Origin of the sequence: Janthinobacterium sp. PSPC1-1 (assembly GCF_049897625.1) — a bacterium.
In the GTDB taxonomy this organism is placed as follows: domain Bacteria; phylum Pseudomonadota; class Gammaproteobacteria; order Burkholderiales; family Burkholderiaceae_D; genus Janthinobacterium; species Janthinobacterium tructae.
On the sequence record NZ_JAFCWP010000001.1, the window covers coordinates 1,250,635 to 1,271,645 of the forward strand.

The following is a 21,011-nucleotide window of genomic DNA, read 5'->3' on the forward strand; positions in this document are numbered from 1 at the left end:
TTGACAATATTCCCGGAAGTGCCTCGACGAGGCCAGTACCGGGATCACAGGAGACGGAAACATGAAGATGACGACACTGTTTTACGCGAAGATCGTGGCTTGCGCGCTGGCCGCCACGTGCGCCCTCGGTGCGGCGGCCGATGCCGGCGCCCAGACGCTTGGCGACCTGATCAAAAAAGGCAAGCTGACCATCGGCGTGGTCAGCGGCACGCCGCCGTTTGGCAGCATCGACGCCAAGGGCGCGCCCGTCGGCTATGACGTCGATGTCGCCAACCTGATCGGTAAATACATGAACCTGCCCGTGGAAGTGGTGCCCCTGACGGCACCCTCGCGCGTGCCGTCGCTGGAATCGGGCAAGGTCGATTTCCTCGTGGCGACCCTGGCGCCCACGCCGGAACGGGCCAAGACCCTGATGTTCACCATGCCCTACAGTGCGTTTGAACTGGCCATCGTCGCGCCGGTCGGCGGCAAATTCAAGGCCCTGGCCGATTTGAAGGGCAAGAAGGTGGGCGTGACGCGTGGCACCACGAATGACACGGCGCTGAGCCGCATGGCGCCGGCCGGCACGGCCATCGTGCGTTTCGAGGACGACGCCACCGTCACCCAGGCCTTGCTCAGCAAGCAGGTCGATGCCGTCTCGATTCCCAGCACGATGGCGCTCGACATCATCAAGACGCGCGGCGCGGGCAAGATCGAGGTCCGGTTCACGTATTCCGTGCAACCGAATTCGATGGCGGTGCGCCGCGGCGACTTCGAGCTGCACCAGTGGCTCAACAATTTCATCTACTACGTCAAGCTGAACGGCGAACTCGACGCCATCGCGCGCAAGTGGAGCGGCGCGCCGCTGCCGCCATTGCCGACCTTCTGATACCACAAGCCGCATAGGGAAAGTGTTGGTCCGTACGGCGCGCCACCGTGGTGGCGCCGCCGGGGATGCGCACGTAGATAAGGAGTTGAGTATGCCGTATGAATTTCATTTTGAACTCGTCATGCAATCGCTGGACCGCTTGTTGTGGGGCGCGGCACTGACGATACGCCTGAGCGCCCTGGCTATGGTGCTGGGACTGGCGGTGGGTGTGTGCGCCGCCGTCATCCTGAAGAACGGTCCCGCCTATGCCCGCGTTTTGGTGCGCGCGTATGTCGAGGTCATCCGCAGCACGCCGTTCCTGGTGCAGCTGTTCATCATTTACTTTGGCTTGCCGTCGCTGGGCTTGCAGCTCGACGCCAACGGCGCCGCGCTCGTCGCCATGACGGTCAACCTGGGCGCCTATGCGGCGGAAATCGTGCGCGCCGGCATCGGCGCCGTGCATCCCTCGCAGCTGGAGGCGGCACAGGCGCTGGGCATGACGCGCTGGCAAGTGATGCGCCACGTGGTGTTGCTGCCGGCGCTGGAAAAGGTGTATCCGGCGCTGGCCAGCCAGTTCACCTTGATGATGCTCGCCTCGAGCGTGGTTTCGGCCATTTCCGCCGAAGAGCTGACCGCCGCCGCCCACCTGCTCGACTCGGAAACCTTCCGCAGCTTCGAGATCTACATCGTCGTGATGGTGCTGTACATCCTGCTGGCCCTGCTGTTCCGCTTCAGCTTCTGGGTGTTGGGCCAGATCGTCTTCAAACGCCGCCGCCGTCTGGGCGCGGTGCGCATGGGAGCATGACATGATCAGTGATTTTTCCTGGGATAACCTGCAATTTCTGCTCGAGGCCACACGCTGGACCATCGGTCTGTCGCTGATCGTCTTCATCACGGGCGGCATCGCCGGCTTCGCGGTGGCGCTGCTGCGCACGGCGCGCAGCCCGTTCCTGCGTTGCATCAGTGCCCTGTACATCCAGCTGGTCCAGGGCACGCCGGTGCTGATCGTGCTGTTCCTCACCTATTACGGCCTGGCCCTGTTTGGCTACAAGCTGTCGCCGATCATCGCGGCCGGCGCGGCGATGACGATCTTTGCCAGCGCCTATCTGGGCGAGATCTGGCGCGGCTGCATCGAAGGCGTGCAGCGGCAGCAGTGGGAAGCATCGGCCGCGCTGGCGCTGAACCGCTACCAGCAGCTGCGCTACGTCATCCTGCCGCAGGCGCTGCGCCATTCGCTGCCGCCGACGGTGGGCTTCATGGTGCAGATCATCAAGAACACTTCGATCACCTCGATCATCGGCGTGGTGGAACTGACGCGGGCAGGGCAACTGGTCAGCAACGCGACCTTCCTGCCTTTCATCGTCTTCCCCGTCGTCGCCCTGATCTACTTCGCGATGTGCTACCCGCTGTCGCGCTACAGCCATTCACTGGAAAGGAAATTCCATGCCCATCGTTGAAATTGACAATATCAGCAAGAGCTTCGGCACCAATCACGTGCTCAAGGGCGTATCGTTCGCCGTCGAGCGTGGCCAGGTCATCGCCGTGATCGGCCGCAGCGGCTCCGGCAAGAGCACCATGCTGCGCTGTATCAACGGCCTGGAAACCATCGACAGCGGCAGCATCGTCGTGGCCGGCCATACGCTGACGGCGCGTCAGGAGCATCTGCTCGACTTGCGCAAGGATGTCGGCATGGTCTTCCAGAGCTACAACCTGTTCCCCCACCTGACGGTGGAAGAAAACGTCATGCTGGCGCCGCGCATCGTCAAGAAGGTGCCCGACGCGCAGGGCCGCGCCACGGCGCTGCGTGTGCTCAAGCAGGTGGGCCTGGACCACAAGCGCGAGGCCTATCCCGAGCAGCTGTCGGGCGGCCAGCAGCAGCGCGTGGCGATCGCCCGTTCGCTGGCGATGGAACCGCAAGTGATGCTGTTCGACGAAGTGACGTCGGCGCTCGACCCGGAACTGACGCAGGAAGTGCTGAAGGTGATGGAAGAGCTGGCGCAGGCGGGCATGACGATGCTGCTGGTGACGCACGAGATGGAATTCGCGCGGCGCATGGCCGACGTCACCGTCTTCATGCACCAGGGATTGGTGTGGGAGAGCGGACCGTCGGAAGCGTTTTTCAGCAACCCGCAAACGCCCGAAGCGCGCCAGTTCGTCGGCGCGGGAGCGATCAAATGAGCCCCGTCCTGGTGGCGGCGTCGGCCTACGGCGCAAGCAGGGTCAGGCAGCTGGGGCAAAGCCATTTCATCGACGTGGTGGCCGATGCGGGCGGCGCCGGCATCGAGATCCGTCGTGAACTGTTCACTTCCGACTTGCCGGACCTGGCGCGCATGGGCGCGGCGGTGGCCGCGCGCGGCCTGTACTCGGTGTATTCCACGCCCATCGAATTGTGGGACGCGGACGGCTTGCTGCAGCACGAACTGCTGCAACAGATGCTGGACGAGGCGGCGCGCCTGGGGGCGCGTTACCTGAAGGTGTCACTGGGCCACTACCCGGCCGCGCCGGACTTGCCGGCCTTGAAGGCCCAGCTGTCGGCTGCGCCCGTGGCGCTGCTGGTGGAAAACGACCAGACGGCCCATGGCGGCGCGCTGGCGGCGATGGCGCGCTTCCTGGCGGCGGCGCGCGAAGCCGGGCTGCCGGTGGGGCTGACCTTCGACATCGGCAACTGGCGCTGGGTGGGCGAGGATGCGCAGCAGGCGGCGCGTCTGCTGGCGCCGTACGTGCGCTATGTGCATTGCAAGGCCGTCCTGGAGGACGCGGGGCGGCTGTCGGCCTGCGCCGTTTCCGAGGCCGATCCCACCTGGCGCGCCGTCTTTGCGCACTTCGCGCCGGGCGTGCAGCGGGCCATCGAATTCCCGCTCGAGGGCGCCGACCTGGTGGCCGAAACGGGCCGCTACATCCAGATGCTGGAGGCTGCATGATGGAACAAGAACTGCGCCAAAAGGAAATTCAAGGGGTGCACGCGCTCGACGTCGTCACCTACGGCGAAGCGATGGCGATGTTCGTTGCCGAGGAAACGGGGGACCTGGCGGCCGTGGCGCACTTTACGCGCCGATTGGCGGGCGCCGAGACGAATGTCGCCATCGGCCTGGCGCGCCTGGGCTTGCGCGTCGGCTGGCTGAGCCGGGTGGGCGATGATTCCTTTGGCCGCTTCATTCGCGCCAGCGTGCAGGCCGAGGGTGTCGATTGCAGCCGGGTCGTCACCGTCGCCGGCCAGACCAGCGCCTTCCAGCTCAAGGCCCGGGCCGAGAACGGCGCCGACCCGCTGGTCGAATACTTCCGCAAGGGTTCCGCCGCCAGCCGGCTGGCGCCCGAGCACTTCGACCCTGCCTATTTCCTGTCCGCGCGCCACCTGCACGCCACGGGTGTGGCGGCAGCACTGTCCGAGACCAGCCTGGCGTTCGCCGGCCAGGCGCTCGACTTCATGCGCGAGCATGGCCGCACGGTGTCGTTCGATCCGAACCTGCGGCCCACGCTGTGGCCCTCGCAAGCCGTCATGGTCGAGCAGATCAACCGCCTCGCCGCCAAGGCGGACTGGGTGCTGCCTGGCCTGGGCGAAGGAAAAATCCTCACCGGCCACGAGCTGCCGCACGACATCGCTGGTTTTTACCTGCAGCGGGGCGTGCGGCTGGTGGTCATCAAGCTGGGCGCCGACGGCGCCTATTACCGCACGGCCGATGGCGATAGCGGCGTGGTGCCGGGCGAGCACGTGGCCAATGTGGTCGACACGGTGGGTGCCGGCGACGGCTTCGCGGCCGGCCTGGTCAGCGCCTTGCTGGAAGGCGTGCCGCTGGCGCAGGCGGTAGGCCGCGCCAACCGGGTCGGCGCCTTCGCCATCCAGGTGGCCGGCGACATGGAAGGCTTGCCGACCCGCGCCCAGCTCGACGCGCTGGTCCAATCTTGAATCGAACAGGAGAAATACGCGTGAAAAAACATGTGGTTGTGTATAAAAAGCTGGCCGAGCCGCTGCTGGCGCGCCTGCGCGCCGAATGCGAGGTGACGTACTTCGAGGCGATCGATGCGGGCAACCGCGCCGCGTTCGCCGCCGCCATCCGCGGCGCGCACGGCTTGCTGGGCGCCAGCGTGCGCCTGGACCGCGAATTGCTGGACCCGGCCGTTGACCTACGCATCATTTCCACCATATCGGTGGGCGTCGATCAGTTCGACGTTGATTACCTGCGCGAACGGGGCATCTTGCTGGCCAATACACCGGACGTGCTGACGGAAACGACGGCCGACACGATCTTCGCGCTGATCCTGGCCAGCGCGCGGCGCGTCGTCGAACTGGCCGAATTCGTCAAGGCCGGACGCTGGACGCGCAGCGTGGGCGAAAGCCAGTATGGCGTCAACGTGCACGGCAAAACCATCGGCATGCTGGGCATGGGCCGCATCGGCCGCGCCGTCGCCCGCCGCGCCGCGCTCGGCTTCGGCATGCAGGTGCTGTACGTGAATGGCGAAGCGGTGCCCGAGGTGGAGGCGGCGCTGGGTGCACGCCAGGTGGCGCTCGACGACCTGCTGGCCGGCTCCGACTTCGTCTGCGTGGTGCTGCCGCTGACGGCGCAGACGGAACGCATGATGGGCCGGCGCGAGTTCGCGCTGATGCGCCCCGGCGCCATCTTCATCAACGGTTCGCGCGGGCGCATCGTCGACGAGGCGGCGCTGATCGAGGCGCTGCAGCAGGGCACCATCCACGGCGCCGGTCTCGACGTGTTCGAGCGCGAACCGCTGGCGCCGGACAATCCGCTGCCGCGCATGGCCAATGTGGTGGCGCTGCCGCATATCGGCTCGGCCACGCACGAAACGCGCTACGCCATGGCGCAGCAGGCGGTGGACAACCTGCTGGCCGGCCTGCGCGGCGAGCGTCCGCGCCATCTGGTCAGCTAAGCGCAGTTTCCATCAAAAGACAGACAGGGCAAGACATGAAGAACAAGGTAGTAGGAGCAATGATCATCGGCGCCGGCGCCTGCAGCAGCCTGTGTAGCGCGCAGTCGAACGTAGCCATGTACGGCATCGCGGACCTGGGCGTGGTGTCCGAGAACGGCGGCGCCAGCGGCAGGGTGCTCAAGGTGACCAGCGGCATCGCCAACGGCTCAAGGCTCGGTTTCAAGGGCAGCGAAGACCTGGGCGGCGGCATGACGGCGATCTTTACGATGGATGCGGGCATCCTGGCCGATACGGGCGCTTCGGCCCAGGGCGGCCTGCTGTTCGGGCGCCAGGCCTTCGTCGGCCTCGCCGGCGCGGCGGGCACCTTGCGACTGGGCCGCCAGTACACCTTCATCGATAGCAGCCTGGGCGCGCTGGACCCGTTCTACCTGGGTTTTGCGGGCAGGATGAGCAACGTCTTCACGGCCGGCTACATCAGCCGGGTCGACAACAGCATCACCTACAGCTCGCCCGTGCGCGGCGGCCTTTCCGGCGAACTGGCATACGGCTTCGGCGAAGTGCCGGGCGACGCGTCGGCCAAGCGCTACATGGGCGCGGCGGCCACCTATGCCAGCGGGCCGCTGTACCTGCGCATGGCGCACCAGGACGCCAATACCCTGTCAACCGCGCTGGTGGCGGGAACGGCGAGGAACACGGTGCTGGGCGCCACCTGGGACTTCGGCGTGGTCAAGGCGCATGGCGCCGTGGCCGTCAGCAAGAGCACGGCGGGCGCCGCCACCACGGTCGACAGCGCGGACCTGATGCTGGGCGCCACCGTGCCTTTTGGTCCGCACCGCGTCCTGTTCTCGTACGTGCGGCGCGACGACCGGCGCGCCGCCAACGGCGACGCTACCCAGATCGGCATCGGCTACACGTATGCGCTGTCGAAGCGCAGCACCTTGTATGCGGCCTACGCGCATATCGACAACCGCAACGGCGCCGCCTACCTGGTGGGCAACGCCACCGACAACGGCAGCGGCAACCAGGCCTGGAACCTGGGCCTGCGCCACACTTTTTAACGGGAGAATCGAATGAAGAAGATCGGATGGATTTTGGTCGGTGCCAGCACTGTAGCGCGCGAATGGATGGTCGACGCGATCGGCCAGCAGGGCGATGCGGAAGTGCTGGCCGTGGTCAGCCGGGACGCCGCGCGCGGCGCCGCCTTTGCCGCGCAGTTCGGCATAGCCGCCAGCTATACCGACCTCGATGCGGCGCTGGCCCATCCGGGCGCGGACGCCGTGTACATCAGCACCACCAACGAATGGCATATGGCGCAGACCTTGCAGGCGGCGCGCGCGGGCAAGCACGTGCTGTGCGAGAAGCCGCTGGCGCTGAACCTGGAGGACGCCCGCCGCATGGTCGACGGCTGCGCCGAAGCGGGCGTGGTGCTGGGGATTAACCACCACCTGCGCAACGCCGCCACGCACGGCAAGGTGCGCGAACTGATACGCGCGGGCGAGATCGGCCAGCCCCTGTATTGCCGCGTGCTGCACGCGAATAACCTGCCGCAGCACCTGCGCGGCTGGCGCCTGGACGCGCCGGAGTCGGGCGGCGTCACGCTCGACATGTTCGTGCACGATGTCGACACCTTGCGCTTCCTGCTCGATTCAGAGCCGCGCCACGTCACCGCCTGCGCCACCAGCGGCGGTATGACGGTGGCCGGGCTGGAGGAGGGCCTGATGGCCGTCATCGAGTTCGACAACGGCACCCTGGTGCAGGTGCACGACGCATTCAACGCGCCGTATTCGCTATCCGGCGTGGAAATCATCGGCAGCAAAGGCACCATCTTCGCCACCGGCGTGATGACGCAGCGCCCCGTCGGTACCATCAGCCTGACGCGCGACGGCGGCAGCATCGACATCCCCGTCGAGCATGAAAACCTGTACGTGCGCTCGGTGCGCGCCTTCCAGCGCGCCATGCGGGGCGAAGGGGAGCCGGCCGCCACTGGCGACGACGGCATGCGCGCGCTGGCCACGGCGCTGGCGGCGCAGCAGGCCAGCCGCAGCCACCAGCGCGTGACCCTGGCCGGCTGATAGCAGGCCGCACAAGTGAAAAAGCCGCCTGATCGCAAAATCAGGCGGCTTTTTATCGGCTGGCGTCCGGGATTAGTCTTCGCGGCGCAAATGAGGGAACAGCAGGACGTCGCGGATGTTCGGCGAATCCGTGATGATCATCATCAGGCGGTCGATGCCGATGCCGCAGCCGCCGGCTGGCGGCATGCCGTATTCCAGCGCGCGGATGTAGTCGGCGTCGTAGAACATCGCCTCTTCATCGCCGGCGTCCTTGGCAGCGACTTGCGCCAGGAAGCGGGCCGACTGGTCTTCCGCGTCGTTCAACTCGGAGAAGCCGTTGGCGATCTCGCGGCCCACCATGAACAGTTCAAAACGTTCGGTGATGCCGGCCACCGTGTCGGAAGCGCGCGCCAGTGGCGACACTTCAACAGGGTAGTCGATGATGTAGGTCGGTTCCCACAGCTGCGCTTCAGCCGTTTCTTCGAACAGCGCCAGTTGCAGCGCGCCCAGGCCGGCCGTGGCGAACGGCTTGACGCCGAATTTCTTCAGCTCTTCCTTGATGAATTCCGCATCGTTCAACTGCTCCGGCGTGTAGCCCGGCGCGTACTTGTTGATCGCTTCGACGATGGTCAGGCGGTGGAACGGTTTTGCCAGATCCAGTTCGCGGCCGCCGTAGGTCAGGGTGGCGGTGCCGTGCGCATCGATGGCGGCCTGGCGGATGACGGCTTCGGTGAAATCCATCAGCCATTTGTAGTCGGTGTAGGCCGCGTAGAATTCCATCATCGTGAATTCAGGGTTGTGACGGATCGACACGCCTTCGTTGCGGAAGTTGCGGTTGATTTCGAACACGCGGTCGAAGCCGCCTACCACCAGGCGCTTCAGGTACAGCTCGGGCGCGATGCGCAGGAACATTTGCATGTCCAGCGCATTGTGGTGCGTGATGAATGGCTTGGCCGCCGCGCCGCCCGGGATCGTGTGCAGCATCGGCGTTTCCACTTCCATGAACTCGTTCTTTTCCATGAAGCGGCGGATCGACGAGATGGCGGCGGTACGTGCCTTGAAGGTGCGGCGCGTCTCTTCGTTCATGATCAGGTCGACGTAGCGCTGGCGGTACTTGGTTTCCTGATCGGCCAGGCCGTGGAATTTGTCCGGCAGCGGGCGCAGCGACTTGGTGATCAGGCGCAGTTGCGTGACCTTGATGGTCAGTTCGTCCGTCTTGGTCTTGAACAGCGTGCCCGTCACGCCCAGGATGTCACCCAGGTCATAGTGGTGCAGGGCGGCCATGGCCGCTTCGCCGGTGAGATCCAGGGTGGCGTAGATCTGGATGCGGCCGTCGGCCTTCGGGCCGGAAGCGTCTTGCAGGGTGGCGAAGGCGGCTTTCTTGCCCGCTTCGCGCTTGAGCATCATGCGGCCGGCCAGCACCACGGTGACAGGTTCGGCTTCCAGCTCTTCGCGCGTCTTGCTGCCGTATTGCGCGTGCAGATCGGCCGCCTTGTGCTCGGGGCGGAAATCGTTCGGGAAGGCGATGCCTTGTTCGCGCAGTGCTGCCAGCTTGACGCGGCGCTCGGCGATGATCTTGTTTTCATCGGGGGCGGCGGCTTGTTCTTGGATATCCGTAGTCATGGTGTTCTTCGTTGGTGATTATTGATGATGTGGTGCCAGCGCTGGCGCCACGCTGGCAAACAGTGCGTCGACGTCGAGTGCGGAGAAATCCGGCACGATGGCAATCACGTTGTCGAAGGCGGCAAACGCTTCGGCCGGCAAGGTGGTGGTGAGCACCACGACGCGCATGCCGGCACGGCGCGCCGCTTCCACGCCCAGGGGCGCGTCTTCAAAGACGATGCAGTTGTGCGGCAGCGCGCCGGCCAGCAGCGCGCCTTTCAGGAAAACGTCCGGGTGCGGCTTGCCCCGTTCCACGTCGGCGGCACCGACGATGGCGTCGAAGCGGTGGCGCAGGTCCAGGCCGTCCAAGGTGAACGCGATGTTCTCGTCCGGCGCGGCCGTGCCCACCACCAGTCCGACGCCAGCCTGGCGCGCGCTGGTGATCAGCTGGTCGAAACCGGCGACTGTCGCCAGGTGCGGGGCATATAGTTCGCGGTAGACGACTTCCTTTTCAGCCAGCAGGGTGACGTGGTCGGCATCCTCGCCCAGGTATTGGGAGATGATTTCGTGTCCCTGCCGTCCTGCCGTGTCGCGGAAAAAGGCGTCCGCGTCCAGCGCATGGCCGTGGCGTTCAAAGAACGCCAGCCACGATGTCGTGTGGAAAGCCATGTTGTCGACGATCGTGCCATCCATGTCGAACAGGAAGGCGCGCTGCGCCAGCGCCGGAGCGGATGCATTCATCCTTATACGCCTTGCTTGAGCGATGCGGAAATGAACTCGTCGATGTCGCCATCGAGCACGCCCTTGGTATTGCCCGTCTCGAAACCGGTGCGCAAGTCCTTGATGCGGGACTGGTCCAGCACGTAGGAGCGGATCTGGTGGCCCCAGCCCACGTCCGTTTTCGAGTCTTCCAGCTTTTGCTGCTCGCTCATGCGCTTGCGCAGTTCATGTTCGTACAGCTTGGCTTTCAGCATTTCCATCGCTTCGGCGCGGTTGCGGTGCTGCGAACGGTCGTTCTGGCACTGCACCACGATGCCGGTCGGCGCATGGGTCATGCGGACGGCGGAGTCGGTCTTGTTGATGTGCTGACCGCCGGCGCCCGACGCGCGGTAGGTATCGACGCGGATATCGGCCGGGTTGACGTCGATCTCGATCGAATCGTCGACTTCGGGATACACGAACAGCGACGTAAACGAGGTGTGGCGGCCGTTGGCCGAGTCGAATGGCGACTTGCGCACCAGGCGGTGCACGCCCGTTTCCGTGCGCAGGAAGCCGTAGGCGTGATCGCCCTCGACCTTCAGGGTGGCCGTCTTGATGCCGGCAACCTCGCCGTCGGACTGCTCGAGGATTTCAACTTTAAAACCCTTGCGTTCGCAATAGCGCAGGTACTGGCGCAGCAGCATCGAAGCCCAGTCCTGGGCTTCCGTACCGCCGGCGCCGGCCTGGATGTCGATGAAGCAGTTGTTCGGGTCCATCGGATTGTTGAACATCCGGCGAAATTCCATGCTTTCGATGACCTTGCGGATTTCCTGCACGTCCTGCTCGATCGCTTCGAGCGTCTCGTCATCGCCTTCTTCGCGCGCCATGTCGAACAGGTCGCGGGTGTCGCGCAGGTCGGCATCGGCCTTGGTTAGCGTGAAGACGATCGCTTCCAGCGCCTTCTTCTCTTTACCGAGGTCCTGGGCGCGCTTCGGATCGTTCCAGACGGTCGGATCTTCCAGCTCTTCGTTGACTTGCTCTAGCTTCTCTGACTTGACAGCGAAGTCAAAGATACCTCCGAAGTTCGGCTTCGCGGACCGTCAGGTCGTTCAGCAGGGCGGAGATGATATTGATGCGTTCGGCTTCCATAATGTTCTGGTCTTCTATGGTGAAATCAAACCTTGAATTATACGCGAGCGCGGCCGGTTTCCGCTGCCGCTGCGGCGCAATTGCTGTCGCACGAGACAATAAAATCGTCATTTTGCTGTATTTGCGACAATATTTTTGCCTTGAAGATGGCTGGCGTGCTGCGTATGATGCTGGCGATATTGTCTTTTCACAGGAACATCTCATGTGCCACCCGCTGCGCCAACTTCCCCGTCTTGCCCTGTTACCGCTGCTGCTGGCCGGCTGCGGCGCCTTGCCGCCCGCCGCCCACGAACCGGTCCGGGCGATGGCCGCCATGCCAGCGGGTAGCAGCGCCACGCTGGCCCTGCTGGAGACGACGGACTTGCACGCGAATGTGCTCAGTTATGATTACTACAAGCTGCAGGCGGAACCGTCGATCGGCCTGGAACGCACGGCGGCGCTGATCGCCCAGGCACGTGCCGAGTTCCCGAACAACCTGTTGCTCGACAATGGCGACACCATCCAGGGCACGGCCCTGGCCGACTACCAGGCATTGGTAAAACCGCTGGCCTGTGACCAGACCCTGGCCATCTACAAGGCCATGAATCTGCTGAAGGTCGATGGCGGCGGCATCGGCAACCATGAATTCAACTACGGCCTGGCCTTCTTGAGCCAGGTGACGGGCAACCAGTTTGATGTCGACAGCGTGGACGCGGCCAAACCGCGCTGCGCCGGCCCCGCGTTCCCGCAAGTGCTGGCCAACGTCTACAGCGTCAGGACGGGCAAGCCCCTGTTTGCGCCATATCACATCATCGACAAGCAGATCACGGCGACCGGCCCCGATGGCAAACCGGTGACCAGCAGCGTGAAGGTGGGCATCATCAGCTTTGCGCCGCCCACCATCATGGCCTGGGACAAGCGCTGGCTGGAAGGCCGCGTCTACACACAGGGCGTGCGCGAGACGGCGGAAAAATTCATCCCCGAGATGCGCGCTAGGGGCGCCGAGCTGGTGGTGGCCATTTCGCACGGTGGCCTCGATGACAGCCCATATTCGCCCAGCATGGAAAACGGCAATTACTACCTGTCGCAAGTGCCGGGCGTGGATGCCATGCTGATCGGCCACTCGCATCAGCTGTTCCCGAACGCCGCCAGCACGGTGCCGCAGTTTAATTTGCCCGGCGTCGACAAGGTCAAAGGGCTGGTCAACGGCGTGCCTACCGTGATGGCCAATTTGTGGGGCAAGCACCTGGGCGTGATCGGCTTACGCCTGCGCCACGACGGCAAGCAGTGGACCATCGACAAGAGCGCCACCACGGTGGAAGCGCGCGGCATCCAGAACGCGGATAAAAGCTATGTGGCGCCCGATGCGGCCATCGCCAGGCTGGTGGCGGAAGAACACGCGGCCACCATCGCCTACGTGCAGACACCGGTCGGCGCCACCGACTTCCGCATGTCGACGTATTTCGCCGATGTGGGCGACGTCAGCGCCATCGAGGTGGTGAACCAGGCGCAATCGGGCTACCTGGCCGCGTATGTCAAGGCGAACCTGCCGCAATATGCGCACTTGCCCGTGCTGTCGATGTCGTCGCCGTTCAAGAGCGGCTCGGCCGGCGTGTCCGACTACACGGACGTCAAGGCGGGCAATGTGGCGCTGAACAACGCGGCCGACCTGTATTTATATCCGAACGCGCTGTATGGCGTGAAGATGAATGGCGCGGAACTGAAAGCCTGGCTGGAACAGTCGGCGCGGCGCTTCAATACCATCGATCCGAACAAACTGGAAGCGCAGGAACTGGTCAACACGGCGCACCCGAGCTACAACTTCGACGCCATCACCAGCGCCGATGTGCGCTACCAGATCGACGTCACGCAGCCGCCGGGCCAGCGCATCCAGGGGCTCACCTACCAGGGCAAGCCGGTGGCCGCGACGCAGGAATTTCTCATCGCGACAAATAACTACCGCGCCAGCGGCGGCGGCAATTTCCCTGGCCTCGACGGCAGCAAGACGGTGGTGGCCTCGCCCGACAATAACCGCGAACTATTGATTGCCTACGTCACGCAAGAGAAAAACCTGACGCGGGCGAAAAACGGCTCGGCGCGCAGCTGGCGCTTCGCCAAAGCCGCCACCAAAGGCCCGGTGGTGTTTCACTCTGCGCCGAACGTGATCGAGCTGGCGCAAGCGGCCGGCATCACCAATGTGACGCAGTTGAAGGCCGATGATGGCGCGGGCAAGGGCTTTGCGCTGTATCAAGTGGACTTGTCGAAATGATGCTGGCAAACTTGCTGCTGGCCGCCGCGCTGGCCTCGCCCGTTGTGCCTGCGCCCGACGTCACGGCCCAGGCCAAGGCCCAGATGCGCGCGGGAGAAGCGTCGCAGCCGCAGGCGCGCGCGCTGTTCGCACAGGCGGCGGGGCAGGGCAGCGGTCCTGCCGCCTATTACCTTGGCCTGATGCTGAAAAACGGCATGGGCGGGCCGCAGGACAGCGCCGCCGCGCTGCGCTGGCTGGAGCTGGCCGCGCAGCGGGGCGTGGCGCCCGCCATGTTCATCGTGGCGAACCTGCTGCAGGACAGTGACGAGGAAAAGGCGCGCTATTGGCTTGATGCGGCCTGCGACCTTGGCTACCCGGAAGCGCTGCAGCAGAAATCCGTGGCCCTGAGCGAAGGGCAAATGGGCTATGCGCACAATGAGGAACAGGGCCACCTGTACCTGAAAATGGCCACGCACGCCATGGGCCATCGCCCGCCGGAACCCTGAATTAGGCCGGTGCTTCCTTCTTCGGCCTGGTCCGCAGGCTGGCCGCCGCTTCGCCGATGGCGAACGGGTCGCGCGACAGGATGGCCGCGCCCAGGTCGACCAGCCTGGCCGCCGCGGCTATGGCTGCCTTGACGTCGGCGATGCGCTTGAGCTGCAGCTTGCCCTTCGCGATGGCGCCCTCGATATCGCTGCGCGCCTGCTCGGCGCCTTCGGCCGTCAGGTAAATGCCATACGCGCGGAACAGGGCCACCATCTGGTCCAGGTGGTTTTCATATTGTTCCAGCAGTGCGCGCTCGTCCGGCGCCAGCGCCTCGCGTTCGCGGATGCGCAATTCCAGCACCAGGCTTGACGCTTGCGCCAGGCTGTCGGCGATGGCGTAGCTTTGGTCTTTCGTCAGTTCGGTCAGTGGGGCCATGGGATACTCCTGTGTGCGCGCCGCTTACCAGCGGGCGGGGCCATAGAAAACAGCCTGTTTTTGCAGCGTGTCGACCTGGCGTGAGAACTGCGCCAGTTGCCGCTCCAGTTCGGGCGCCTGCAGGCGATCGAGATTGGCCCGCAGCGCGGCCACGCTGGCTTGCAGCGCGTCGACGGCGGCGACATACGCGGCGACGATCTTTTCCCTTTCCTGCAATTGCCGTCCTTCCAGATGCAGACGCGTGCGGATGTAGTTGGCGGCCAGCGGTTCACGCGGCGCGGCCTTGTCGACGGCGCCGCGCAGCAGGTCCAGGTCGCGCAATTCATCCTGCAAGCCGGCGCGGTAGCTGCGCTGGGCATACTCCTTGAGCGCATTGCTGACGATATCGACGGCTTCCTGCTCGTCGAGCAATTCGCGCAAGGCCGATTTCTGTACGCGTTGCGTGGCCAGGCGGCTCAGGTGTTCGCTCAATTTGACGACCTTGGACAGCTTGCCCGCATCGAGCAGGGGGGCGCCGGCGCCCGGCTGTGCCAGGCCGCCCAGCGCATCGCCGAGTCCGCCAAATTCTTCCTGGTAGACGGGCAGCTTGTCATCGGCCAGCGCCGCCATGGTCTGCGCATAGCGCAGCAGGACGTCGTTCAGGCTAGCGACCGACGCGCTGGCCTGCGCGATCGCGGCGCAATCGGCGCGCGCCGCCTGTTCACTGGCTTGCGCATCGAAACGCTCGGCCAGAATCAAACGCTTGCGCATGGCCTTGTCCATGCAGCTGTGGACGCCGCCCGCCAGCATGGGTTCGAAGTGCTGCGACATCTTTTGCGTCTGCTCGGCAAAGGTGCGCACGGGCGCCAGCTTGCTGGCGCAGCCGCCCAGCAGCAAGCTGGCGGTGGCGTAAAGAAGCAGAGTGGAAACGGATGAGTTCTGCGGGCGCTGCATATGGCCTCCATGCGGTAGGAGCGGCTGATTGGACCGGCGCGCATGCGCTGGCATGGCCGACCTTAGCATGCAGGACAGTGTCAATATTGCGCCAGATCAGCGGCTTGGTGAATCGCCGAGCTCGCCTGCTTGCCTGTCGTGTTTTACCACTGGATTGTTGTCCTATGACGCAGGTGCGCCAATTTGCTTCATATTTTCCTTACAAAAAGCTGACATCGGACAAGCAATCTGGTCTTTTGCGCATGCTGCGACGCGTCATATGTATCTGTTGCTGCTGTCAGATTACTCACCTACAATGTTTTATCGATGGGGAGGTTATCCAGCGTACGACTATAAAAAAAATGTTGTATTAAAGGAGATGACAAATGAATTTCAAACAGAAATTGCTCGTTGCAAGCCTGGTGCTGGGTTTCTCTCAATCCGCTTTCGCAGCCGAACCCATCAAGATCGGCGTGTCCGGTCCGTTCACGGGCGGTTCCGCGCCGATGGGCGTGTCGATGCGCGACGGCGTCAAGCTGGCCGTCGCTGAAATCAATGCCAAAGGCGGCGTGCTGGGCCGTTCGCTGTTGCTGATCGAGCGCGACGACGAAGCCAAGAACGAACGCGGCGTGCAAATCGCCCAGGAACTGATCAACAAGGAAAAAGTCGCCGCCACCGTCGGCTATATCAACACGGGCGTGGCGCTGGCTTCGCAGCGCTTCTATCAGGAAGCCAAGATTCCCGTCATGAACAATGTGGCGACGGGCTCCATCGTCACCAAGCAGTTCGCCGACCAGCCGGAAAACTATATCTTCCGCAATGCGGCCAATGACACCATCCAGTCCGGCATGATCGTGCACGAGGCGATCGAAAACCGCAAGTTCAAGAAAGTGGCGATCCTGGCCGACTCGACCAACTATGGCCAGCTGGGCCGCGAAGACCTGGAAAAGGCGCTGGAAAAGAAAGGCGTCAAGCCCGTCGCCATTGAAAAATACAATATCAAGGACGTCGACATGACGGCCCAGCTGCTGAAAGCCAAGCAGGCGGGGGCGGAAGTGGTGCTGACCTACGGCATCGGCCCGGAACTGGCACAGATCGCCAACGGCATGGAAAAACTGGGCTGGAAAGTGCCGCTGATCGGCAGCTGGACCCTGGCCATGGGTAACTTCATCGACAACGCGGGCAAGAACGGCAATGGCACGCGCATGCCGCAAACCTTCATCCAGGATGCCAGCACGCCGAAGCGCAAGGCCTTCATCGACGCCTATGTCGCTGCCTACAAGCCATCGGGCGGACGCATGCCGTCGGCCGTCTCGGCTGCGCAAGGCTACGATTCCATCTACCTGCTGGCTGCGGCCTTCAAGCAGGCGGGCGGCACGGATGGCCCGAAAGTGCGCGCCGCGCTGGAAAACCTGACGGACAAGGTGGAAGGCGCCGTGACGACCTACAACAAACCGTTCAGCAAGACCAACCATGAAGCGATCACGGCCGAGCTGACCGTGTTTGGCGAAGTCAAGGACGGCAAGGTCGTCCTCGCCAAGTAAGTCCGGCTAATTCCAAGTATCTAGCCGCGCAATGGCCAGCCTTGAGGAATCAGGACTGGCCATTTTTTCATCTTTCGTCTTCCGGGGAACACCATGGAAATCTTCCTGCAGCTTGTCTTCAGCGGCATCGCGCTGGGCATGATCTATGCCGTCATCGCCTTCGGCTATCAGCTGACCTTCGCCACTTCCGGCACCCTCAATTTCGGCCAGGGCGAGTCCCTGATGCTGGGCGCGCTGGTGGGCCTCTCCCTGGTGGGCACTATCCACGGCGGCCCTTATATGAGCTATTTGCTGATGGTCCCCATCGTCATCGCCTTCGGCGCCTTGCAGGGCGTGTTCGTCGAATGGATAGGCGTGCGGCCCGCCATCAAGATCAAGTCCGAATTTGGCTGGATCATGTCGACCATCGCGCTGGCCATCATCTTTAAAAACGTGGCGGAAAACATCTGGGGCAAGGACGACCTGACCTTCCCGTCGCCGCTCTCGGCCGCGCCATTCAAGGTGCTGGGCGCGAACGTGCAGCCGATGCAGGTGGCCGTCATCGTCGGCGCGCTGGCCATCATGCTGGCCGTCGAGCTGTTCAACCGCAAGTCGATCTATGGCAAGGCAGTGGTGGCGACGGCAAATGACCGCGACGCGGCCGGCCTGATGGGCATCAACACGGGCATGGTGATCACCTTTTCGTACGCGCTGTCGTCGGCCACGGCCGCCTTTGCGGGCGTGCTGGTGGCGCCGTTGACCCTGACCGGCGCCACCATGGGCGCCTCGCTGGGCTTGAAAGCCTTTGCCGTGGCCATCATCGGCGGGCTGACCTCGGGCGTGGGCGCCATCGTCGGCGGCCTGATCCTGGGCATCGCGGAAACGACCACTGGCTATTACATTTCCACCGGTTACAAGGAAGTGCCAGGCCTGCTGCTCTTGCTGCTGGTGCTGGCCGTCAAGCCGTCCGGCCTGTTCGGCAAAGCCGCGATCAAGAAAGTCTGAGGATCACATGAACAAGAAATTCACCATGCTGGCGTTCTGCGCGGCGGGCCTGGCCGCGCTCGTGCTGTTCCCGATTGTCATCCCGAATCCGTATTACATCCACCTGGCCGAGACCATCCTGATCTACGCCATCCTGCTGTTCGGCCTCGACATCGTCGTCGGCTACACGGGGCAGGTGTCACTGGGCCACGCGGGCCTGTTCGGCATCGGCTCGTATGCCACGGGCGTGCTGGTGTTCAAGCTGGGCCTGTCGTTCTGGCTGGCCATCCCCGCCAGCATCTTGGGCGCGGCCCTGTTTGGTGCCATCCTGGCCTTGCCGGCCCTGCGCGTGACGGGGCCGTACCTGGCCATGGTCACTCTCGCTTTCGGCACCATCATACAAATCCTGATCAATGAAATGAGCTTCCTGACGGAAGGCCCGATGGGCATCAAGATCCACAAGCCTGTCCTGTTCGGCCACAGATTGAGCGAGGTGGAGTACTACTACATGGTCGCCGCGCTGATGGTGATCTCGCTGGTGGTCGTGCACCGCATCCTGAAGTCGAACCTGGGGCGGGCGTTTGAAGCATTGCGCGACAGCCCCATCGCCTCGGACTGCATGGGCGTGTCCGTGTATCGCTATAAAGTGTATGCGTTTGTCATCAGCGCCGGCTTCGCGGGCCTGGCCGGCAGCCTGTATGCGTATTCGGAAGAATATATCTCGCCCAATACCTACAACTTCGAGCTGACCATTCTGTTCCTGCTGGCCGTCATCATGGGCGGGCGCAAGACGCGCTCGGGTGCCTTGCTCGGCGCCCTGATCGTCGTCATGCTGCCCAGTTTGCTGGCGGACATCGAGTTGTTCCGCAAGATTGCCGTGGCCGCCGCCGTGCTGGGCGTGATCGGTTCCGCCTTCATGCTGGCCAAGAAGCGCTCCACCGTGCGCGGCGTGCTCGTGCCGCTGGTCGCCACCATCGGCCTGGCCGCGTATTCCTATAAACTGGACAATATGATCGACTGGCGCCTGACCATCTTCGGCCTGATGACCCTGTTTGTCGTGTACTACCTGCAGGACGGCATCGTCGGTTTCCTGATGAGCTTTATCGGCAAGGGCCGGGGTCATGTGCAGGCCGTCGCTTCGCATGGCGTGGCGCCATTTGACCACGCCCAGGGCGGCCAGCGCGGCGAAACGCTGCTGCGCGTGGACCAGGCCCTGATGCAGTTCGGCGGCCTGAAAGCGCTGAACCAGGTGGACTTGAACGTCACGCAAGGCTCCGTGCACGGCTTGATCGGGCCGAACGGCTCGGGCAAGAGCACGATGATGAATGTGCTGACGGGGATCTACAAGCCGACGGCGGGCAAGGTGGAATTTGCCGGCGCCGTCATTTCCGGCCGCACGCCGTCCGAAATCGCCTTGGGCGGCGTGGCGCGCACCTTCCAGAACGTGCAACTGTTCGGCGAGATGACGGCCACCGAAAACGTGCTGGTGGGCTTGCACAATACCTTCAAATCGAACGTGCTGGACGTGATGCTGCACACACCCCGTTACAAGCGCGAAGAGCGCCTGGCGCGCGAGCGGGCCGCCAGCATCCTCGAATTCGTCGGCCTGGCGGACCTGGCCAACGAAGAGGCGCGCAATCTGCCGTATGGCAAGCAGCGCCTGCTGGAAATCGGCCGCGCGCTGGGCCTCAATCCCCGCCTGCTGCTGCTGGACGAACCGGCGGCGGGCCTGACGGCGCCCGACATCAAAGAGCTGATGGCCATCATCCGCAAGATCCGCGACCACGGCATCACCATCATCCTGATCGAGCACCACATGGACGTGGTGATGGCCCTGTCGGATGTGGTGACGGTGCTGGACTTCGGCCAGAAGATCGCCGAAGGCGCACCTGCGCTTGTCCAGAGCGATCCGAAAGTGATCGAAGCCTACCTGGGCGGCAGCGCCGACACCCTGAGCCCTGTGGCGCACTGAGAGGAAGACCATGCTGACCATTCAAAATCTGCACGCCGCCTACGGCAAAGTCGAAGTCTTGCACGGCATTTCGCTTGAAGTCCCGAAGGGCAAGCTGGTGACCCTGATCGGCTCGAACGGCGCTGGCAAGACCACCACCATGCGCGCCATTTCCGGCATGCTGAAACCCAAATCCGGCACCGTCACCCTGGGCGGCAAGGATGTCACGGGGCTCGACTCGCACCGCATCGCGCGCGCCGGCCTGGCCCATTCGCCGGAAGGGCGGCGCGTGTTCGCCTCCATGTCGGTGACGGACAACCTGCTGCTGGGTGCCTTTCCCCGCTTTACGCGTTCGCGCCCGAAAGGCGACATCAAGGGCGACCTGGACAAGGCCCTGGAGCTGTTCCCCCGTCTGAAGGAGCGGCGCGACCAGCTGGCCGGCACCTTGTCGGGCGGCGAGCAGCAGATGCTGGCCATGGCGCGCGCCGTCATGCTGAACCCGGAAGTGATCCTGCTCGACGAGCCGTCGATGGGCCTGGCGCCGATCCTGGTGGAGGAAGTGTTCCGCATCATCACGCGCCTGAAAGGTGAAGGCGTGACCATGCTGCTGGTGGAGCAATTCGCCGCCGCCGCCCTGAACGTGGCCGATTACGGCTACGTGCTGGAAAACGGCAGCATCTCCGTGCACGGCCCGGCCGAAAGCCTGAAGACCGATCCGAAGGTGATTGCAGCCTACCTGGGCGGCGGGCACTGAGCATGGACTGACAATGCGCTTGCTGCGCATTGTCAAATCCTCTGCATTGCGCAATGCAGTGTTCTGCCAGGCACTCATCGCCTGCTTGGCCGGACTTATGTGTGCTCAACAGAACCTGTCGAGGTCTCTTTTACCAAGAATTATGAATCAAGAAGTTCTACGCTACCGGTGGCAACTTATCTATCGCGTTTTCATTTGTCAGGACTTGTGATTCACGAACACCCAAGCCAATGGCGACGACGCCGGGCTTCCGAATTCTGGAACTAAAAATCCATCACGATACGGCACACTGCATTTGCTGATTTCAGCGCAGTTACTTAACCGAATCACTGAGGACATCATGACCAAAGCAAAGCACAATCAAAAACCGTCGACACTCACCACAACCCGTGCGGCATCGCGAGTACAGGCGGCCGTTGCCAGTTCGACCGGCGGCAGCGTCCCTAAGAGCAGTTACGTTGGCCGCCTTCAGGCAGCAGCTGCCAATAATTCTGGCAAGCCAGGTGC

The 21,011-nt window shown here is 63.7% G+C and carries 21 protein-coding genes; 15 read left to right on the forward strand and 6 right to left on the reverse strand.

Translation table 11 applies throughout. The features are described 5' to 3' along the window. Nucleotides 1–61: 61 nt before the first annotated feature. From ACP7EG_RS05570 to ACP7EG_RS05610, 9 genes are all read left to right on the forward strand, one after another. Entirely contained in the window at nucleotides 62–868 is an 807-nt protein-coding gene (locus ACP7EG_RS05570) for a transporter substrate-binding domain-containing protein (protein ID WP_096235825.1), read from the forward strand. A gap of 91 nt (nucleotides 869–959) precedes the next feature. Then, on the forward strand, nucleotides 960–1,652 hold the full coding sequence (locus tag ACP7EG_RS05575; protein ID WP_426086777.1) for an amino acid ABC transporter permease: 693 nt from the start codon (nucleotides 960–962) through the stop codon (nucleotides 1,650–1,652). A 1-nt stretch (nucleotide 1,653) separates the two neighbouring features. Further along, nucleotides 1,654–2,304 (forward strand): amino acid ABC transporter permease, encoded by a 651-nt coding sequence (locus ACP7EG_RS05580; RefSeq protein ID WP_289949237.1) that lies wholly within the window; start codon nucleotides 1,654–1,656, stop codon nucleotides 2,302–2,304. Continuing rightward, entirely contained in the window at nucleotides 2,291–3,025 is a 735-nt protein-coding gene (locus ACP7EG_RS05585) for an amino acid ABC transporter ATP-binding protein (protein WP_426086778.1), read from the forward strand. Before ACP7EG_RS05580 ends, ACP7EG_RS05585 begins: the two co-directional genes overlap by 14 nt. Beyond that, entirely contained in the window at nucleotides 3,022–3,768 is a 747-nt protein-coding gene (locus tag ACP7EG_RS05590; RefSeq protein WP_426086779.1) for a sugar phosphate isomerase/epimerase family protein, read from the forward strand. Before ACP7EG_RS05585 ends, ACP7EG_RS05590 begins: the two co-directional genes overlap by 4 nt. After that, the gene (locus tag ACP7EG_RS05595; protein ID WP_426086780.1) at nucleotides 3,765–4,751 is read left to right on the forward strand and encodes a sugar kinase; all 987 of its coding nucleotides are present in this window, start codon (nucleotides 3,765–3,767) and stop codon (nucleotides 4,749–4,751) included. The genes ACP7EG_RS05590 and ACP7EG_RS05595 overlap by 4 nt, the downstream gene beginning before the upstream one ends. A gap of 20 nt (nucleotides 4,752–4,771) precedes the next feature. Continuing rightward, on the forward strand, nucleotides 4,772–5,731 hold the full coding sequence (locus tag ACP7EG_RS05600) for a 2-hydroxyacid dehydrogenase (RefSeq protein ID WP_426086781.1): 960 nt from the start codon (nucleotides 4,772–4,774) through the stop codon (nucleotides 5,729–5,731). A gap of 35 nt (nucleotides 5,732–5,766) precedes the next feature. Further along, a complete protein-coding gene (locus ACP7EG_RS05605; RefSeq protein WP_426086782.1) occupies nucleotides 5,767–6,789 on the forward strand; it encodes a porin in 1,023 nt (340 codons plus the stop codon). 12 nt (nucleotides 6,790–6,801) lie between these two features. Then, entirely contained in the window at nucleotides 6,802–7,803 is a 1,002-nt protein-coding gene (locus ACP7EG_RS05610; RefSeq protein WP_426086783.1) for a Gfo/Idh/MocA family protein, read from the forward strand. Between the two features lie 72 nt (nucleotides 7,804–7,875). Here the strand turns inward: ACP7EG_RS05610 and lysS are convergent, their stop codons facing one another. From lysS to ACP7EG_RS05630, 4 genes are all read right to left on the reverse strand, one after another. Then, nucleotides 7,876–9,405, reverse strand: a complete 1,530-nt coding sequence (lysS, locus tag ACP7EG_RS05615) for a lysine--tRNA ligase (protein WP_141169778.1) — start codon at nucleotides 9,403–9,405, stop codon at nucleotides 7,876–7,878. Nucleotides 9,406–9,423: 18 nt separating this feature from the next. Then, nucleotides 9,424–10,125 carry an HAD family hydrolase gene (locus ACP7EG_RS05620; RefSeq protein ID WP_426086784.1) on the reverse strand — a complete coding sequence of 234 codons (702 nt, stop codon included), beginning with the start codon at nucleotides 10,123–10,125 and terminating at the stop codon, nucleotides 9,424–9,426. 2 nt (nucleotides 10,126–10,127) lie between these two features. Then, nucleotides 10,128–11,232 (reverse strand): peptide chain release factor 2 gene (gene prfB / locus ACP7EG_RS05625; RefSeq protein WP_096235817.1). Its coding sequence is split into 2 segments (ribosomal slippage): nucleotides 10,128–11,150 and nucleotides 11,152–11,232, totalling 1,104 coding nucleotides; the frame shifts between segments, so codons are not numbered across the junction. Continuing rightward, the gene (locus ACP7EG_RS05630; RefSeq protein ID WP_167389586.1) at nucleotides 11,149–11,343 is read right to left on the reverse strand and encodes a peptide chain release factor 2; all 195 of its coding nucleotides are present in this window, start codon (nucleotides 11,341–11,343) and stop codon (nucleotides 11,149–11,151) included. The genes prfB and ACP7EG_RS05630 overlap by 84 nt, the downstream gene beginning before the upstream one ends. Nucleotides 11,344–11,434: 91 nt before the next feature. Here ACP7EG_RS05630 and ACP7EG_RS05635 point away from each other — a divergent pair, with 91 nt between their 5' ends. Beyond that, the gene (locus ACP7EG_RS05635; RefSeq protein WP_426086785.1) at nucleotides 11,435–13,480 is read left to right on the forward strand and encodes a bifunctional 2',3'-cyclic-nucleotide 2'-phosphodiesterase/3'-nucleotidase; all 2,046 of its coding nucleotides are present in this window, start codon (nucleotides 11,435–11,437) and stop codon (nucleotides 13,478–13,480) included. Then, nucleotides 13,477–13,965 (forward strand): tetratricopeptide repeat protein, encoded by a 489-nt coding sequence (locus ACP7EG_RS05640; protein WP_426086786.1) that lies wholly within the window; start codon nucleotides 13,477–13,479, stop codon nucleotides 13,963–13,965. The genes ACP7EG_RS05635 and ACP7EG_RS05640 overlap by 4 nt, the downstream gene beginning before the upstream one ends. 1 nt (nucleotide 13,966) lies before the next feature. Here the strand turns inward: ACP7EG_RS05640 and ACP7EG_RS05645 are convergent, their stop codons facing one another. Next, nucleotides 13,967–14,380 carry a hypothetical protein gene (locus ACP7EG_RS05645; RefSeq protein WP_426086787.1) on the reverse strand — a complete coding sequence of 138 codons (414 nt, stop codon included), beginning with the start codon at nucleotides 14,378–14,380 and terminating at the stop codon, nucleotides 13,967–13,969. A gap of 24 nt (nucleotides 14,381–14,404) precedes the next feature. Continuing rightward, complete coding sequence (locus tag ACP7EG_RS05650) at nucleotides 14,405–15,313, reverse strand: hypothetical protein (RefSeq protein ID WP_426086788.1); 909 nt, start codon at nucleotides 15,311–15,313, stop codon at nucleotides 14,405–14,407. A gap of 365 nt (nucleotides 15,314–15,678) precedes the next feature. Between ACP7EG_RS05650 and ACP7EG_RS05655 the strand changes: the two genes are divergently transcribed. The 4 genes from ACP7EG_RS05655 (at nucleotide 15,679) to ACP7EG_RS05670 (ending at nucleotide 20,504) form a co-directional block, all read left to right on the forward strand. After that, nucleotides 15,679–16,836, forward strand: a complete 1,158-nt coding sequence (locus ACP7EG_RS05655; RefSeq protein ID WP_071076806.1) for an ABC transporter substrate-binding protein — start codon at nucleotides 15,679–15,681, stop codon at nucleotides 16,834–16,836. A 93-nt stretch (nucleotides 16,837–16,929) separates the two neighbouring features. Further along, entirely contained in the window at nucleotides 16,930–17,820 is an 891-nt protein-coding gene (locus tag ACP7EG_RS05660; protein ID WP_071076807.1) for a branched-chain amino acid ABC transporter permease, read from the forward strand. Nucleotides 17,821–17,827: 7 nt separating this feature from the next. Continuing rightward, complete coding sequence (locus ACP7EG_RS05665; protein WP_426086789.1) at nucleotides 17,828–19,771, forward strand: ABC transporter permease subunit; 1,944 nt, start codon at nucleotides 17,828–17,830, stop codon at nucleotides 19,769–19,771. A 10-nt stretch (nucleotides 19,772–19,781) separates the two neighbouring features. Further along, nucleotides 19,782–20,504, forward strand: coding sequence for an ABC transporter ATP-binding protein (locus ACP7EG_RS05670; protein WP_099763446.1), 723 nt, complete (start codon nucleotides 19,782–19,784; stop codon nucleotides 20,502–20,504). Nucleotides 20,505–21,011: the final 507 nt, after the last annotated feature.

What these genes read in the sequence shown, in the direction of transcription:
- ACP7EG_RS05570 (WP_096235825.1), top strand. Translation starts at nt 62, where the DNA reads ATGAAGATGACGACACTGTTTTACGCGAAGATCGTGGCTTGCGCGCTG.
- ACP7EG_RS05575 (WP_426086777.1), top strand. Translation starts at nt 960, where the DNA reads ATGCCGTATGAATTTCATTTTGAACTCGTCATGCAATCGCTGGACCGC.
- ACP7EG_RS05580 (WP_289949237.1), top strand. Translation starts at nt 1,654, where the DNA reads ATGATCAGTGATTTTTCCTGGGATAACCTGCAATTTCTGCTCGAGGCC.
- ACP7EG_RS05585 (WP_426086778.1), top strand. Translation starts at nt 2,291, where the DNA reads ATGCCCATCGTTGAAATTGACAATATCAGCAAGAGCTTCGGCACCAAT.
- ACP7EG_RS05590 (WP_426086779.1), top strand. Translation starts at nt 3,022, where the DNA reads ATGAGCCCCGTCCTGGTGGCGGCGTCGGCCTACGGCGCAAGCAGGGTC.
- ACP7EG_RS05595 (WP_426086780.1), top strand. Translation starts at nt 3,765, where the DNA reads ATGATGGAACAAGAACTGCGCCAAAAGGAAATTCAAGGGGTGCACGCG.
- ACP7EG_RS05605 (WP_426086782.1), top strand. Translation starts at nt 5,767, where the DNA reads ATGAAGAACAAGGTAGTAGGAGCAATGATCATCGGCGCCGGCGCCTGC.
- ACP7EG_RS05610 (WP_426086783.1), top strand. Translation starts at nt 6,802, where the DNA reads ATGAAGAAGATCGGATGGATTTTGGTCGGTGCCAGCACTGTAGCGCGC.
- lysS (WP_141169778.1), bottom strand. Translation starts at nt 9,405, where the DNA reads ATGACTACGGATATCCAAGAACAAGCCGCCGCCCCCGATGAAAACAAG.
- ACP7EG_RS05620 (WP_426086784.1), bottom strand. Translation starts at nt 10,125, where the DNA reads ATGAATGCATCCGCTCCGGCGCTGGCGCAGCGCGCCTTCCTGTTCGAC.
- ACP7EG_RS05630 (WP_167389586.1), bottom strand. Translation starts at nt 11,343, where the DNA reads ATGACGATTTTATTGTCTCGTGCGACAGCAATTGCGCCGCAGCGGCAG.
- ACP7EG_RS05635 (WP_426086785.1), top strand. Translation starts at nt 11,435, where the DNA reads ATGTGCCACCCGCTGCGCCAACTTCCCCGTCTTGCCCTGTTACCGCTG.
- ACP7EG_RS05640 (WP_426086786.1), top strand. Translation starts at nt 13,477, where the DNA reads ATGATGCTGGCAAACTTGCTGCTGGCCGCCGCGCTGGCCTCGCCCGTT.
- ACP7EG_RS05645 (WP_426086787.1), bottom strand. Translation starts at nt 14,380, where the DNA reads ATGGCCCCACTGACCGAACTGACGAAAGACCAAAGCTACGCCATCGCC.
- ACP7EG_RS05650 (WP_426086788.1), bottom strand. Translation starts at nt 15,313, where the DNA reads ATGCAGCGCCCGCAGAACTCATCCGTTTCCACTCTGCTTCTTTACGCC.
- ACP7EG_RS05655 (WP_071076806.1), top strand. Translation starts at nt 15,679, where the DNA reads ATGAATTTCAAACAGAAATTGCTCGTTGCAAGCCTGGTGCTGGGTTTC.
- ACP7EG_RS05660 (WP_071076807.1), top strand. Translation starts at nt 16,930, where the DNA reads ATGGAAATCTTCCTGCAGCTTGTCTTCAGCGGCATCGCGCTGGGCATG.
- ACP7EG_RS05665 (WP_426086789.1), top strand. Translation starts at nt 17,828, where the DNA reads ATGAACAAGAAATTCACCATGCTGGCGTTCTGCGCGGCGGGCCTGGCC.
- ACP7EG_RS05670 (WP_099763446.1), top strand. Translation starts at nt 19,782, where the DNA reads ATGCTGACCATTCAAAATCTGCACGCCGCCTACGGCAAAGTCGAAGTC.